This is a genomic window from Streptomyces sp. LS-MS-L19 (assembly GCF_058382285.1).
This window is the reverse complement of record NZ_JBYCLL010000001.1, coordinates 8051364-8064762: the sequence shown is the minus strand read 5'-3', so window position 1 is coordinate 8064762 and position 13399 is coordinate 8051364. Positions and strand designations below refer to the sequence as shown.

Here is a 13399-nt window from a genome sequence, read left to right as displayed (position 1 = left end):
GGCCGGCTCACTCCTCCGCGTGGTCGATGCCCACCGTGGTGCCCGCGGGCTCGCCCGGTCCGGGTTCGACGAAGCTGTACGGCGGCAGCGGGCCGTTGACCCGCAGGTCGAGGTGCGGATGGCTCTTGCGGAGCTGGTCCACCGCCTCCAGGAAGGACGCCGCGGAGTCGCGCTCGACCATGAAGGACACGTTGGCCAGCCAGCCGCTGGACTCGGGCCCGACGCTGATCGCCTCGGCGACCGGCTCCAGGGCCTGCCGCACCTCGTTGGCGTCCTCGGCCTCACGGGCCTTGACCGCGGCCACGACCATCTCGCCGAGCCGGAGGCGCTCTTCGTAACTGCCGCCGCCCGCCTGCCGGTTGGCCTCGGTGACGGAACGGATCTCCGGGTTGTCGGACATCACGCGGTGCAGTACGGCCTCTTCGTCGTGCGTGGCCTTGACGTTGTACTCGACCTTGCCGTCGAGGGTGCGCAGCCGCTCCTTGTAGTGGTCGGCGCGTTCCGCGAGGACCGAGGTGACGGTGTCGTCGTCGGGCGCCACGCTGCCGAACCGCATGGGCAGCACACAGCCCGCCGCACCCACCTCGCTCAGCACGTTCTGGTGGGCGAGCAGGTCACGGCGCTTGGGCTTCAGGCCCTCGGGGGCGTCGCTGACGATGGCCGCCAGGTCGCCCTCCGTCAGCACCCGCACCTCGCGTGCGGGGTCGCCGACCCCTCCCAGACCCTCGGGAAACTCGGGGTGGGAGGCGGCGGTGATGCCGTACACGTACGTGCTCACTCCTGCTCCTCCTTCCTGCGCGAGGCGGTGGACTTGCGGGTGCGCGGCCGGGACTCGCTCTGGCCGTCTCCCTCACGCGCCTGCTTGAAGGCGTCGGAGATGGTCTCCGCGGCGCCGGAGAGGGCGCCCTTGGACTTGCCGCGCGCGCCGGACTCGGTGATCTCGCCCATGATGTCGGGCAGGCCCGGGCTCTTGTTCCGCCCGGACTCGAGGTCGAGCCGGTTGCACGCCTCGGCGAAGCGCAGATAGGTGTCGACGCTGGCCACCACGACCCGCACGTCGATCTTCAGGATCTCGATGCCCACGAGGGAGACTCGTACGAATGCGTCGATGACGAGCCCCCTATCGAGGACAAGCTCCAGGACGTCGTAGAGACCACTGGTGCCGCCTCCACCGCCCTGCTGTGCCGGGACGACGGTCATGCCGACCATGCCTCCTTGTCGTTGGTGTCGTGAACGGTCCGATGCGGGCGGTCTAGCGACCGCCCTGCCTGTGTGCGTCGGCCCGACCGCGTTCGTAGCGGCGAACGCGCCGGTAGCCGGTGAGCTGCCCCTCGGGGTCGAGTTCGACCTGGTAGCTCGCCATCAGGCTCATCGTGTCGGGAACACGGGAGAGTTCGAGGACCTCGACCTCCACCGACCAGCCGTCCTCGGTCTGCTCGAAGGAGGAGACGTTCTCGGCGGTCATGCCGGTCAGCTCGGAGAGCTGGGCGCGCGCCTGGCGCAGCACCTCCATCGGCTTGGGCCGTCGCTCGTCCGTCACGTTCTCTTCCGTGTCCTTTTCTTTCCCTCTGGGGGAATTCCGTGAATCCTGTGATGCAGATGTGTCTCTTGTGTTCGCCATGGCCACCTCTCACCTCGGGTGGCCGCTCATACGTTCGCCAAACCTTCAGGAGGACATCAACGCGTTCAGCCTGCGCCGGGCCGGTCCGAGGGCCCGTCCTCTGCCCGGGATCCCGGCCCAGGGGTTGGTGCGGGCCTGCTCGACGGCGTCGGCGATGGTCCAGCGGCGGGCGTCGAGGCCCGGATCGTCGAGCTGGGTCCAGGCCATCGGGGTGGCCACGGGAGCTCCGGGTTTCGCCCGTACGGTGAAGGGTGCGACGGCGGTCTGGGCGTAGCCGTTGCGCTGGACGTCCAGGTAGAGGCGGTCGCCGCGGTCCTTCTTGCGGGCGGCGGTGGTGAGCCGGTCGGGGTGGCCGGCGACCAGGGTGTCGGCGACGTCCTTGGCGAACTCGCGCACCTCGTCGACGTCGTGCCGGCCGTTGAGGGGCACGATCACGTGCAGTCCGCGGGAGCCGGTGGTCATCAGCGCCGAGGGCAGGTCCAGCTCGTCGAGCAGTTCCCCGAGCAGCCAGGCCGCCTCGTGCACCGCGCCGAAGTCGTCCCCGGCCGGGTCGAGGTCGAAGACCATCCGGTCGGGCCGCTCGACACTGCCGGCCCGGGACAGCCAGCGGTGCAGGGTGAGGGAGGCCTGGTCGGCGAGGTACAGCAGGGTGGCGGTGTCGTCACAGACGGTGTGGCAGACGGTGCCGCCCTCCTTCGTCACCTCGACGCGGTGGATCCACTCCGGGTAGGAGTCCGGGGTGTTCTTCTGCATGAACCGGGGGCCCGTGAGGCCGTCCGGATGCCGTTCCAGCATCAGGGGACGGCCGCGCAGGTGCGGCAGCATGAACGGCGCGACGGACCGGTAGTAGTCGACGAGATCGCCCTTGGTGTACTCCTTGGCGCCGTCGCCGCCGGGGAAGAGCACCTTGTCCGGCCGGTGCACCTGCACGGTGTGCTTCCCGGCGCGTACGGTCCGTACGTCGTCCCCGCTCACGGCACGATCGCCTGCTCCACCAGGAGCCGTCCTGCGGCCGCGATCGACTCGGCGTCGATGCCCGCCGCGTGCAGCTGCTCCTCGGGCGAGGCCGAGCCCGGCATCGTGCGGACCGCGAGCCGCACCAGGCGCGGGACGGGGCGGCCGTCGGCGAAGGCGTCGAGGACGGCGTCGCCGAGTCCGCCCTCCTCGTGGTGGTCCTCCACGGTCAGCAGGCAGCCGGTGTCGTCGGCGGCCTGGCGCAGGGTGCCCCGGTCGACGGGCTTGACCGAGTACAGGTCGATCACCCGCACGCGGATGCCCTCCTGGTCCAGCGCCTCGGCGGCCTTCAGCGCCTCGGGCACGGTGACTCCGGCCGCGACGATCGTCATCCGGTCGCTCCCGGAGAAGCGCAGCACCTTGCTGCCGCCGATCGGGAACTCCTCCCCGGGCCCGTAGATCACCGGGCTCTCGCCGCGGCCGGTGCGCAGGTAGCGGATGCCGTCCAGGTCCGCCATGGCGGCGACCAGGTGCGCGGTCTGGTTGGCGTCGCACGGGTACAGCACGGTCGAGCCGTGCACCGCCCGCATCATCGCCAGGTCCTCCAGACCCATCTGGCTGGGCCCGTCCTGTCCGATGGCGACGCCCGCGTGCGAGCCGACGAGGTTGATCCCGGCGCCGCTGATGGAGGCCATGCGCACGAAGTCGTAGGCGCGGGTGAGGAAGGCCGCGAAGGTTCCGGCGTACGGCACCCAGCCGCGCGCGGCGACTCCGACGGCGGCCGCGACCATCTGCTGCTCGGCGATGTAGCACTCGACGTAGCGGTCGGGGTGCTCCTTGGCGAAGAGCTCGGTGCGGGTGGAGTCGCCGACCTCGCCGTCGAGGGCGACGATGTCGCCCCGTCCGGTGCCGAGGGCGGTGAGCGCCTGGCCGTAGGCGTCCCGGGTCGCCACCTCGTCGCCGAGGTCCCAGCGGGGCAGTTCGAGGTGCCCGGCGCGGACGGCGTGCAGGATGCGGGCGGCCGGGGGCTCCTGCACCCGCACGCGGAGGTCGCGGACGCCGCCGAGTTCCTCGATGGCGTCGTCGGCGTTCTTCAGCGGCTTTCCGTGCAGTCCCTCGCGGTCCTGGACGTCTTCGACGCCCTTGCCCTTGAGGGTCCGGGCGAGGATCGCGGTGGGCTGGCCCTTGGTGGACGCGGCCTCGCCGTAGGCGCGGTCGATGGCGTCCACGTCATGTCCGTCGATCTCCACGGTGTGCCAGCCGAAGGCCTGGAAGCGGCGGGCGTAGGCGTCGAGGTCGTGGCCGTGGCGGGTCGGGCCGCGCTGGCCGAGCCGGTTGACGTCGACGATCGCGGTGAGGTTGTCGAGGTGCTCGTGACCGGCGTGTTCGGCGGCCTCCCAGATGGAGCCCTCGGCGAGTTCGCTGTCTCCGCACAGCACCCACACGCGGTAGCCGGTGCGGTCGAGGCGCTGCCCGGCGAGTGCGATGCCGGCGCCCACGGGCAGCCCCTGGCCGAGCGATCCGGTCGCCGTCTCGACCCACGGCAGCTTGCGCGGGGTCGGGTGGCCCTCGAGGCGGCTGTCGATCTTCCGGAAGGTCAGCAGCTCCTCGTCGTCGATGACGCCGGCCGCCTTGTAGGTGGCGTACATCAGCGGTGAGGCGTGGCCCTTGGACAGCACGAAGCGGTCGTTGCCGGGGTGGGCGGGGCGGTCGAAGTCGTAGCGGAAGTGGTGTGCGAAGAGGACCGCCATCAGGTCCGCGGCGGACATCGAGGAGGTGGGGTGCCCGGAGCCCGCGGCGGCGGAGGCGCGGACGCTGTCCACGCGCAACTGCTGGGCGAGTTCTACGAGTTCACCGGTGTTCATGAGTCTCCTTCCGCGGAGTCCGCGTCGGTGCGCCGGACGGGGCCGGGGCTGGTCCGCGACTCCCCGCCGTCCTGCTGCTCGCCGGGCGCACGGCCCGGCTGGTTCCTGGCGGGTTCCCCGCCGGGCTGGTTCTTCGCGGGTTCCCCGCCTGGTTGGTTCCTGGCGGGTTCCCCACCGGGCCGGCCCTTCGCGGGCTCCCCACCGGGCCGGTTCTCGGCGGGCTCCCCACCGGGTCGGTTCTCGGCGGGCTTCCCGCCGGGCCGGTCATCGGTGGGCGCGGGCCTGTCGTCGGACCCGCTCCGCGCGTCCTCGCGGGCCTTCGCCTCCGTGATCACCGCTTCGCCCGCGCTCGGTTCGACGTCCTGCACTGCCCTCGCCTCCGCCACTGACCTCATGTCCTTCGCCGGCCCCGGATCGTCCTGCCCGACCGCCTCCGGCCCCGGCAGCGTGTCCCGTGCCGTCGCCGCCCCCGGGCCGGAGCGCGCGGCGGCCTCCTCGCGTGACCGCGGGCGGCCCGGCACCCGGGCCAGCTCCGGTGACGCCGTGTCCAGCGGCACCGACCAGGACCGCACGAGGCCCAACTGGACGGCCTGGCGCGGGAGTACGGCGTCCAGGAGCCAGTCGGCGGCGACCCGGACGCGGTTGCCGGGCATCGCGGCGAGGTGGTAGCCGCGGGTGACCGCACCCGCGGCGGGCCCGGACAGCGGGATGTGCAGCGGGTTGGCGGCGGCCTTGACGCCCCCGAGGTCCACGACGAAGCCCAGGTCCTTGTGCCGGTACGGCTGCCGCTCACCGTCCCCGAAGGACGCGGCGATGTTGCGCGCCACCGTCCTGCCGTGCCGCCAGGCGTGCTGCGCGGTCATCGGCGTGAAGCCGCCCGGGTTGTCCAGGTCCGGCACCGCGGCCGCGTCCCCGCAGGCGAACACCTCGGGGCGGCCCGGGAGTTGGAGATAGGGGTCGACGACGAGCCGCCCGCGTTCGACGGGCTGCCCGGTGGACTCCACGAGCGGGTCGGGCCGTACGCCGACACACCACACCAGGGTCCGGGTGCCGACGAACTCGCCGTCGGTCAGCAGCACTCCGTCCGGCGTGGCCTCCTTCACGGACGTCCCCATGCGCACCTCCACCCCGCGCTCCCTGAGGGTGCGGTCGGCGGTGGTGGACAGGTGCTCGTCGAGTTCGGGCAGGACCCGGTCGGCGATGTCGAGGAGGATCCAGCGCGGCCGTATGCCGCCCCGCAGGGGGTGCTTGCGGACCTGCGCGTCGGTGTAGAGCTGCCCGTGCGCGGCGACCTCGGTGCCGGTGTAGCCCGCGCCGACGACCACGAAGGTGCAGCGGGCCTCGCGATCGGCGCGGTCCTCCGCGGCGGCCGCGAGCTCCACCTGCCGGGTGACGTGGTCGCGCAGGTACAGCGCCTCGGGCAGCCCGCGGAAGCCGTGCGCGTACTCGGCGACCCCGGGGATGGGCAGGAGCTTGTTGACGCTGCCGACGGCCAGCACCAGCCGGTCGTAGGGCAGGCTGCCGCGCTCGCCCTCCGGGTCGGTGTAGTGCACGGTCCGCGCGTCCATGTCGATGCCGTCGGCCTCGCCGAGCACCAGCCGCACCCGGGGCAGGGTGCCGGTCAGGGAGACGGTGACCCGTCGGGGTTCCAGGACGCCGGCGGCGACCTGGGGCAGCAGGGGCAGGTACAGGAAGTAGTCGGTCGGGTTGAGCAGGGTGATGTCGGCCTTGCCGCGGGCTTTTCGGGACAGTTCCTTGGCCGTCCGGTACCCGGCGAAGCCGGCACCGACGATCACGATGCGGGGTCGACTCACGGTTCGCCTCCGGGGCTGTCGCGTACCTCGGGAGCCTTCCGCGTCCCCCTGGCCAGGACGCCCAAACGCCGGTTTCCGTACGGGTCGCCGGGTACTCGGCCACAGCCCGCTGTACGTGGAACCGCCGGAGGTACCCCCCATGCCCGAATACGGCTATTTCCTGTCGTGCGAGGAGTTCGGACCCGCGGAGCTGGTCGAACAGGCGCGGATGGCCGAACAGGCCGGTTTCCGCGCGCTGTGGATCTCCGACCACTACCACCCGTGGAATGACGCGCAGGGCCAGAGCCCGTTCGTCTGGTCGGTGATCGGCGCGCTCTCGGAGGCGGTGTCGATCCCGATCGAGACGGCCGTGACCTGCCCGACCGTGCGGATCCACCCGGCGGTGGTGGCGCAGGCCGCGGCGACCTCGGCGGTGATGACGAACGGCCGGTTCCGGCTCGGCGTCGGCTCCGGCGAGGCGCTGAACGAGCACATCCTCGGCCATGTCTGGCCGCCCGCCCACATCCGGCTGGAGATGCTGGAGGAGTCGATCCAGGTGATGCGGCGCCTGTTCACGGGCGAGGAGGTCAACCACCACGGCACGCACTACACGGTCGAGAACGCCCGCCTCTACACGGTCCCCGACGAGCCGGTCCCGATCGACATCTCCGGCTTCGGCCCGGCGGCCACCGCGCTGGCGTCCCGGGTCGGCGACGGCTTCATCACGATGATGCCGGACGAGTCGATGGTCGAGCAGTACCGCAAGGGCGGCGGGGCCGGGAAGCCGGTCAGCGGCGGCACCAAGGTCTGCTACGGCACGGACCGCGCGGAGTGCGTGAGTACGGTCCGCAAGTTGTGGTTCAACCAGTTCCTGCCCGGCGAGATGGGCCAGATCCTGCCCTCACCGAGCCACTTCGAGCAGCTGGAGCCGCTGGTCACCGAGGACATGGTGACCGAGAAGACGGTGTGCGGGGACGACGTCGACGAGCACGTGGCCGCGCTGAGCGCCTTCGCCGACGCGGGGTTCGACCGGATCTACGTGAACCAGATCGGCCCCGACCAGCGCGGCTTCTTCGACTTCTACCGCACGAAGGTGCTGCCCCAGCTCCAGCAGGGCTGAGCATTACCCGTTGGACCGACGTGAACGGCGGTGAGCGGCGGGGCCGTTGGCTCCCGCCGCTCACCGCGTGGTCGTGCGTCCGTGGTCGTCCGTTCAGCCCCGTCGGCGTATCCCCGCGACGCCCAGCGCTCCCGCCGCGGCCGCCACGAGACCCATGCCCATCCGGGCGCGGTTGCGGGAGAGCCAGTCCTGCGGGCTGCGGTGCACCGCCTCTTCGTCGAAGCGGCCGTGCGCCCCGTGGTCCTTCCCGTGCGGCCCGTCCGCGGGCGCCCACAGGTTCCCGGGTCCGTCGTGCTCCCCTTCTTCCTGCTGCGCCTCGAAGTTGGTGCGGGCGAGGTAGCGGTCCAGCAGACCCGGCGCGACCGCGTTGGCGATGAGGGTGGCCGCCGTGGAGCCGCCGACCCAGTACTCGCGCCGCCGCGCGTGCGAGGCCGCGTGCACGACGGCGCGCGCGGCGACCTCGGGCTGGTAGACCGGCGCCACCGGCCGGGCCCGCCCGGGCATCCGGTTCAACACCCAGTCGAACTGCGGGGTGTTGACCCCGGGCAGCTGCACCATCGTCGTGCGGACGCCGCTGCCCGAGTGGAGCAGCTCGCACCGCAGGGACTCGTTGAACCCCTGGATGGCGTGTTTGGCCCCGCAGTACGCCGACTGGAGCGGGATGCCCCGGTAGGCCAGCGCGGACCCGACCTGCACGATGGTGCCGCGGTTCCGCGGCTGCATGTGCCGCAGGGCGGCCCGGGTGCCGAACACGTAGCCCAGATAGGTCACTTCGGTGACCCGCCGGAACTCGTCGGGGGTGATCTCGGTGAACGGCGCGAAGACGCCGGTGAAGGCGTTGTTGACCCACACGTCGATGTGCCCGAAGGCGTCGACGACCTGCTGGGCGGCGTCCTCCACGGCCTTCGCGTCGGACATGTCGACGCTCACGACGAGCGCCTCACCCCCGGCGCGCTCCACTTCGTCGGCCGCCGCCGCGAGGCCTTCGCGTCCCCGGGCCAGGAGGGCGACCCGGGCGCCCCGCTCGGCGAAGGCCCGGGCGGTGGCCCGTCCCACCCCGCCGCTGGCCCCGGTCACCACGACGGTCCTGCCGTGCTTCACGCGCGCTTCCTCCCATGTGTCCGCACCACGCGCTAGGCCCGGTGGTGCGGCTGCTCGGAGTCGGGGCCGCCCTGCGTCGGCGCGGCGCCGGGCTGCGGGGTGCCCGTCGCTCCGGGTGCGACCGGCGGCATGGGCGGATACGGCGTCCCGAGTCCGGTGGGCGGGGCGGCCACCGGTGCGCCGCTCCCGGCGGCCTGATCGGCGCCGACGTCCGCGCCGGCCGCCTGACCGGCCGTCGGCCGGGACCCACCGGGCCTGGCCGCGCCGCGCAGCGCGTAGGCCACGGCGCCCAGGATCGCGGCGGTGATCAGTGCGGCGGCCCAGTCGGGCAGGCCGAGCGCGAGGGCGAGGCCCACGGCGAGTGCCAGGGCCGCGCCCGCGTACAGGGCGACGGCGCCGGACGCGGCGTACAGCATGGCCGTACGGCGCTGCTTGCGCGTCTGTTCGCGCAGTTCGTCGCGTACGGTCTCGCGTGCCACCTGCGCCAGCTCGTCGACCAGATGCTTGTCCAGATGCTCCAGGTGATCCAAGCGCTCCATGGCCGCCGGGTACCCGTGCGGGAGTACCCGTAACGCGCCCTGACCGCCTGTGCGGCACCGGCGGCCGGGTCGGGAGGATCGCGTGAAACGATCTCCTCGGGCCGGGCGCCCGAACTAGGCTCGTGGCATGGAGATTCTGGGAACCACGCTGCGTGTCTGCGTCGACGACCTGGACAGCGCGGTCGTCTTCTACGAACGGCTCGCGGGCGCCACGGCCCTCCGTTTCGAGCGCGGCGGCGTCCAGGTGGCCGCGGTGGGCTGCTTCCTGCTGATGAGCGGACCGGAGGCCGAGCTGGAGGTGCTGCGCAAGGTCGCGGCGACCATCGCGGTGAAGGACGTCGACGAGGCCCGCCGGCTCCTCGACGAGCTCGGTGCCCGGATCATCGCGGGGCCGGTACCGACCCCGGTGGGCCGCAACCTGATCGCGATGCACCCGGACGGCGTGGTGTACGAGTACGTGGACCGCAACGTCACTTAGGGGGACCCGCTCTCCGGGCGCATCCGGAAGTCGTAGGGGGGCGGGAGCGGTTCGTCGCTGAGGCGGCCCCACAGTTCGCTGATCGCCTCGGCGCCCTCCCTGAGGTCGGCGACCTCGAAGCCCTCCTCGAAGACGGCCCGCGCCGCCTCGGGCCGGTCCTCGGCGAGCAGCAGTCCCGCCTCGATCAGCCGGAACCGCCCGCGCGCCCGGGTCGATACGTGCAGCCGCTCCCACACCGAGCGCGCCTCGGCCGTACGCCCCGCCGCGAGGAGTGCCTCCAGCGCCTCGCGGCCCAGCGCGGCCGTCGCCGCCGTCCACGACTCGCCGTCGTCGCGCCGCTCGTGGCACAGGTCGTCGAAGGCGTCGGCGTACCGGTCGGCGGCCCGTTCCCGGTTGCCGCTCTCCTGGTCGGCGACGGCCAGGCAGCGCAGCAACGGCCAGACGGAAGGCGCCAGTTCGAGCCCCCGCTCCCAGGAGCGCACCGCCTGCGCCCGGTCGCCGGCGTGCCACTGGGCGACTCCCAGGTGGTACTCGGTGAGCGGGGTGGCGGGCGCGGTCTCCAGCATGTCCCGCCAGTGCGGCGCGACCAGGGTCCCGCCGGGCGGCCGTACCCGGCGCGGCTCGGGGAAGGACCCGGTGCGCAGCAGCTCCAGCCAGGGTGCCTGCGGCTCGCCGAGGGTGCTCTCCTCGAAGGGCGTGCCGGGCAACTTCCAGTCGGCGCGCAGCACTTCGAGCGCGCCCCAGCCCGAGCCGACGGCGAGCACCTCGCCGGGCTCGGTGTCGGCGTACGGCTTCCAGGCCGCGTACGCCTCGTCGACGGCGGCCCGTGGCAGTACGGCCTCCAGGCGGGCCTCCGCCTCCCCCGCTACCGGTGGCGCGCTGAGCGGCCCGTACGCCTCCAGCCACGCCACCTCGCTCTCCGCGTCCAGCCGTACGTGCTCCAGCTGGGTGCGGGCGAGCCCGGCCTGGATCTCGCAGTAGCCGCCGGTGCCGGGCTCGGTGAGCCACTCCTGCCAGCGCCGGCCGCCGCTGCCGGTGCCCCACACGAACAGCTTGCGCCCACGCAGGACGTCGGTGGACGTCTGCACCAGCCCGTGACCGTCGGCGTCGAGGGCGGCGATCCAGCGGCGCCGGGTGTCGGGCAGGTCGTAGAACCAGTCGGCGGCGTAAGGGCCGTTGAGCGGGTCCGGCGGGACGGGCACCCGGCGCAGGTGGCGCTCGTGGCCGAAGTGCCAGGCCTCCTCGGCCGGGGCGAGCACCCGGCGCTGCTCCGGTACGGCGGTGTTGGACCACCAGTAGCCCGGCACCGGCCGTTCGTGGGGGTTGCGGATCCGGACGCCGACGTACAGGAAGTCAGACTCCCGCGGCAGCCACAGATCGACCTGGAAGGGCAGGTCGCGCAGTCGCTCCCACTCCCACAGGCGCAGCATCTCCCCGCCGTCGGGGGCGGCCACGCGAGCGGCGTGCAGGGGTGCGCAGGCAAGGGTGGTGTGTCCGGTGGCGCCGATGTTCCACTCGATGCCCCCGGAGTACCAGGCGCCGTTCAGGGCGAAGTTCGCGGGCTGGAACACCGGGTTGCGGTACAGGAGTTCACGCCCGGTCGGCTTGTGGAACAGGGAGGCGATCCGGCCGCCCAGACCGGGGAGCACGGTGGCCCTGAGCCGGTCGTTCTCGATCACGATCGTCTCGAACGCGTGAGGGGTGCGCTGTCTGCCGTAGCCGTCCCGGACCCGGAGCGGCAGCAGGCTGTGCAGCGGCCCGTAGCCGGCCTGCCGGGCCATGTCCCGGGGCAGGTCGTCGCGGTCCCGTACGTCGATGCGGTGAACCTCGTGCGGGAGCCGCAGCGGGGGCAGCGGGTTGTCCGGGCCCAGCGGTGCGGCGGGCAGGGTGAGTACGTCTCGCCGGATCGTCGTCACGATCACCATGGAAGCCGCTCGGAATCGAGTCGGCCAGGGGAGCTACCGGTCAGGATTGCGCAAAGGCGTCCACGACGATGTCGGCCAGGAGCGCGCCCGCCGTGCCGTCGGGGTCCAGGTCGGGGTCGTAGATGGTGATGTTGAGCCCGACGCAGGCGGGGGAGGCGAGCAACGGCCGCAGGAGCCCCGTGAGTTCGCCGGGCAGCAGGCCCTCCGGGTCCGGGCTGTCGACGGCGGGCATGACGGACGGGTCGAGGACGTCGGCGTCCAGGTGCACCCAGAAGCCGTCGATCTCCGGGATCTCGAAGGCCTGGGCGGTGGCCCGGGCGAGCGCGTCGGCGCCCCACTCGCGGACGTCACCGACGGTCACGACGGGGATCTTCAGGGCGGCCAGTTCGGCGCGGTCCTCCTCGAACGCGTCGCGGATCCCGAAGAACCGCACGTCCTCGTCCCGCAGATAGGGCTTCAGCCCCTCCAGGTCCGCCAGGTCGTCCTGGCCGCGCCCGGTGGCCAGTGCGACCTCCTCGCCGCCCGCCGCGCCGATCCGGTCGGAGTTGCCGGTGTGCCGGAAGTCCGGTGAGGCTCCCCCACTGCCTGAAGGGCGTGGGAGGTACCCCCAATCGCGGCCAGGCCGTGGCGTCCGACGCGGCGCAGGGCGAGCGAGGCGCCGAGCTGGATGGAGCAGTCGCCGCCGAGGACCACGGGGAAGTCCCCGGCCCGCACATGGCGCTCGATCCGGTCGGCCAGCCTGACGGTGTACGCGGCGATCGCGGCCGCGTTGAAGACCCCGTCGCCCTCCTGCCAGTCCCCCCCGGTCGTAGCGCGGCGGCACCACCACCCCGCCCTCCAGCGCCCCGAGCCTCTGCACGATCCGCTGCTCCCGCAGGGCACCGGCGAGCTTGTAGCAGCCGGGCTGCGGTACCGGGGGCGGGCGGACGCAGGCCGAGGTTGGAGGGAGCGTCCAGCACGACGATATTACGCATGCGGATCATCCTCGCCGACGTACAGTCGACCGTCCACGGGGCTACGCGAGGGAGCGACAGTGAGTGAGCGGCACACCTACCGGGTGATCGTGCGCGGGACCTGGGACGGGCTCACCGAGGAGGCCCGCGCCCGGCTGCTCGCCGAGGCGGCGGACCACGGCATGGCGAGCATGCGGTTCACCGAGGAGGGCTCCCTGTCGTACGAGCCGGCGCCGCTGAAGCACTTCTCGATGCGGTACGTGGTGGTCTCCGACGCGGCGGACGGCGAGGAGATGGCGGGCGCGATCGCGGAGGACCGTGCCGAGACTGCGCTGCGCGGCCTCGGCTACGGCTTCCGGGACCTGCGGTCGACGGTCACCGACCTCGACACCATGAAGATCAACCGGAAGCCCGCATCTCGGCGGTGATGGCCCAGCGCTCGTGGTCCCGCCAGTCCCCGTCGATCCAGATCATCTTCGGGGAGAACCCCTCCAGCCGGAAGCCGCAGCTGCGGGCGAGGGCGAGGGAGGCGGTGTTGAGGGGCTGCGCGTTGATCTCGAGCCGGTGCAGCCGCATCGGCCCGAAGGCGTGGTCGACGACGAGATGCAGGCCTTCCCGCATCAGTCCGCGTCCGGCGGCGTGCGCGAAGGCGCCGTAGCCGAGGGCCCCGCACCGGAAGCCGCCCTCGACGATGTTGTTGATGTTGATGAACCCGGCGATGGCCCCGTCGCCCCGCTCGCCGTCCTTCTCGCAGACCAGGAACCCCGCCTTGGTCGGGTCCTCGATGAGCCGGCCCGCGTAGGCGAGGTACGCGCTCTCGCTGTCCGGCGGGAACAGCCAGGGCTGGTGCAGCTCCTTGCTCTCCCGGGCCCGGGCGGTGAACTCGGCGGCGTCCTCGTAGGTGAAGTGCCGGATGCCCACGCGGGGGCCCTCGGCGAGGTAGCGGGAAACGGTGTGCGGCATCCCGTCACCCTACGGCGGCCCGGCCGGGCATTCAGCCCGGGGCGGATTCGTCGAGCGGCCGGGGATTCGGCCCGGGGCGGGTTCGTC

Annotated in this window: 13 protein-coding genes and 1 pseudogene; 3 read left to right on the top strand and 11 right to left on the bottom strand. The window is 72.7% G+C overall.

Translation table 11 applies throughout. The features are described 5' to 3' along the window. Positions 1–7: 7 nt before the first annotated feature. The 6 genes from AC2XR2_RS35960 to AC2XR2_RS35935 are packed head-to-tail and all read right to left on the bottom strand — an operon-like array spanning position 8 to position 6254. The gene (locus tag AC2XR2_RS35960) at positions 8–778 is read right to left on the bottom strand and encodes a GvpL/GvpF family gas vesicle protein (protein ID WP_449349239.1); all 771 of its coding nucleotides are present in this window, start codon (positions 776–778) and stop codon (positions 8–10) included. Further along, a complete protein-coding gene (locus AC2XR2_RS35955) occupies positions 775–1200 on the bottom strand; it encodes a gas vesicle structural protein GvpA (protein ID WP_330263473.1) in 426 nt (141 codons plus the stop codon). The genes AC2XR2_RS35960 and AC2XR2_RS35955 overlap by 4 nt, the downstream gene beginning before the upstream one ends. A gap of 52 nt (positions 1201–1252) precedes the next feature. Then, complete coding sequence (locus AC2XR2_RS35950; protein ID WP_330263474.1) at positions 1253–1621, bottom strand: gas vesicle protein GvpO; 369 nt, start codon at positions 1619–1621, stop codon at positions 1253–1255. 45 nt (positions 1622–1666) lie between these two features. After that, positions 1667–2596, bottom strand: coding sequence for a non-homologous end-joining DNA ligase (ligD, locus tag AC2XR2_RS35945; protein WP_491517332.1), 930 nt, complete (start codon positions 2594–2596; stop codon positions 1667–1669). Next, the gene (locus tag AC2XR2_RS35940; protein ID WP_491517331.1) at positions 2593–4440 is read right to left on the bottom strand and encodes a transketolase; all 1848 of its coding nucleotides are present in this window, start codon (positions 4438–4440) and stop codon (positions 2593–2595) included. Before AC2XR2_RS35940 ends, ligD begins: the two co-directional genes overlap by 4 nt. Beyond that, a complete protein-coding gene (locus AC2XR2_RS35935; RefSeq protein WP_491517330.1) occupies positions 4437–6254 on the bottom strand; it encodes an NAD(P)/FAD-dependent oxidoreductase in 1818 nt (605 codons plus the stop codon). Before AC2XR2_RS35935 ends, AC2XR2_RS35940 begins: the two co-directional genes overlap by 4 nt. 139 nt (positions 6255–6393) lie before the next feature. Between AC2XR2_RS35935 and AC2XR2_RS35930 the strand changes: the two genes are divergently transcribed. Continuing rightward, positions 6394–7353, top strand: coding sequence for an LLM class F420-dependent oxidoreductase (locus tag AC2XR2_RS35930; protein ID WP_449349242.1), 960 nt, complete (start codon positions 6394–6396; stop codon positions 7351–7353). A 93-nt stretch (positions 7354–7446) separates the two neighbouring features. On the opposite strand, the gene AC2XR2_RS35925 is transcribed toward AC2XR2_RS35930, so the two are convergent. Together AC2XR2_RS35925 and AC2XR2_RS35920 are read right to left on the bottom strand one after the other, a co-directional pair. After that, entirely contained in the window at positions 7447–8454 is a 1008-nt protein-coding gene (locus AC2XR2_RS35925) for an SDR family oxidoreductase (RefSeq protein ID WP_491517329.1), read from the bottom strand. Positions 8455–8486: 32 nt separating this feature from the next. Next, positions 8487–8993, bottom strand: coding sequence for a phage holin family protein (locus AC2XR2_RS35920; protein ID WP_381307034.1), 507 nt, complete (start codon positions 8991–8993; stop codon positions 8487–8489). A gap of 127 nt (positions 8994–9120) precedes the next feature. Between AC2XR2_RS35920 and AC2XR2_RS35915 the strand changes: the two genes are divergently transcribed. Beyond that, a complete protein-coding gene (locus AC2XR2_RS35915) occupies positions 9121–9471 on the top strand; it encodes a VOC family protein (RefSeq protein WP_020133328.1) in 351 nt (116 codons plus the stop codon). Here AC2XR2_RS35915 and AC2XR2_RS35910 read toward each other — a convergent pair. Together AC2XR2_RS35910 and AC2XR2_RS35905 are read right to left on the bottom strand one after the other, a co-directional pair. Further along, on the bottom strand, positions 9468–11396 hold the full coding sequence (locus tag AC2XR2_RS35910; protein ID WP_491517328.1) for a DUF5107 domain-containing protein: 1929 nt from the start codon (positions 11394–11396) through the stop codon (positions 9468–9470). The genes AC2XR2_RS35915 and AC2XR2_RS35910 overlap by 4 nt on opposite strands. Positions 11397–11436: 40 nt before the next feature. Beyond that, a pseudogene (locus AC2XR2_RS35905) lies at positions 11437–12370 on the bottom strand (arginase family protein). 59 nt (positions 12371–12429) lie between these two features. Here AC2XR2_RS35905 and AC2XR2_RS35900 point away from each other — a divergent pair. After that, on the top strand, positions 12430–12777 hold the full coding sequence (locus AC2XR2_RS35900) for a DUF6204 family protein (RefSeq protein WP_381307029.1): 348 nt from the start codon (positions 12430–12432) through the stop codon (positions 12775–12777). On the opposite strand, the gene AC2XR2_RS35895 is transcribed toward AC2XR2_RS35900, so the two are convergent. Continuing rightward, positions 12749–13312, bottom strand: coding sequence for a GNAT family N-acetyltransferase (locus tag AC2XR2_RS35895; protein ID WP_449348659.1), 564 nt, complete (start codon positions 13310–13312; stop codon positions 12749–12751). The genes AC2XR2_RS35900 and AC2XR2_RS35895 overlap by 29 nt on opposite strands. Positions 13313–13399 lie beyond the last annotated feature (87 nt).

Excerpts from the sequence above, each read along its gene's own strand:
- AC2XR2_RS35940 (WP_491517331.1), bottom strand. The coding sequence starts at position 4,440 with ATGAACACCGGTGAACTCGTAGAACTCGCCCAGCAGTTGCGCGTGGAC.
- AC2XR2_RS35910 (WP_491517328.1), bottom strand. The coding sequence starts at position 11,396 with ATGGTGATCGTGACGACGATCCGGCGAGACGTACTCACCCTGCCCGCC.
- AC2XR2_RS35920 (WP_381307034.1), bottom strand. The coding sequence starts at position 8,993 with ATGGAGCGCTTGGATCACCTGGAGCATCTGGACAAGCATCTGGTCGAC.
- AC2XR2_RS35895 (WP_449348659.1), bottom strand. The coding sequence starts at position 13,312 with ATGCCGCACACCGTTTCCCGCTACCTCGCCGAGGGCCCCCGCGTGGGC.
- AC2XR2_RS35950 (WP_330263474.1), bottom strand. The coding sequence starts at position 1,621 with ATGGCGAACACAAGAGACACATCTGCATCACAGGATTCACGGAATTCC.
- AC2XR2_RS35915 (WP_020133328.1), top strand. The coding sequence starts at position 9,121 with ATGGAGATTCTGGGAACCACGCTGCGTGTCTGCGTCGACGACCTGGAC.
- AC2XR2_RS35955 (WP_330263473.1), bottom strand. The coding sequence starts at position 1,200 with ATGACCGTCGTCCCGGCACAGCAGGGCGGTGGAGGCGGCACCAGTGGT.
- AC2XR2_RS35930 (WP_449349242.1), top strand. The coding sequence starts at position 6,394 with ATGCCCGAATACGGCTATTTCCTGTCGTGCGAGGAGTTCGGACCCGCG.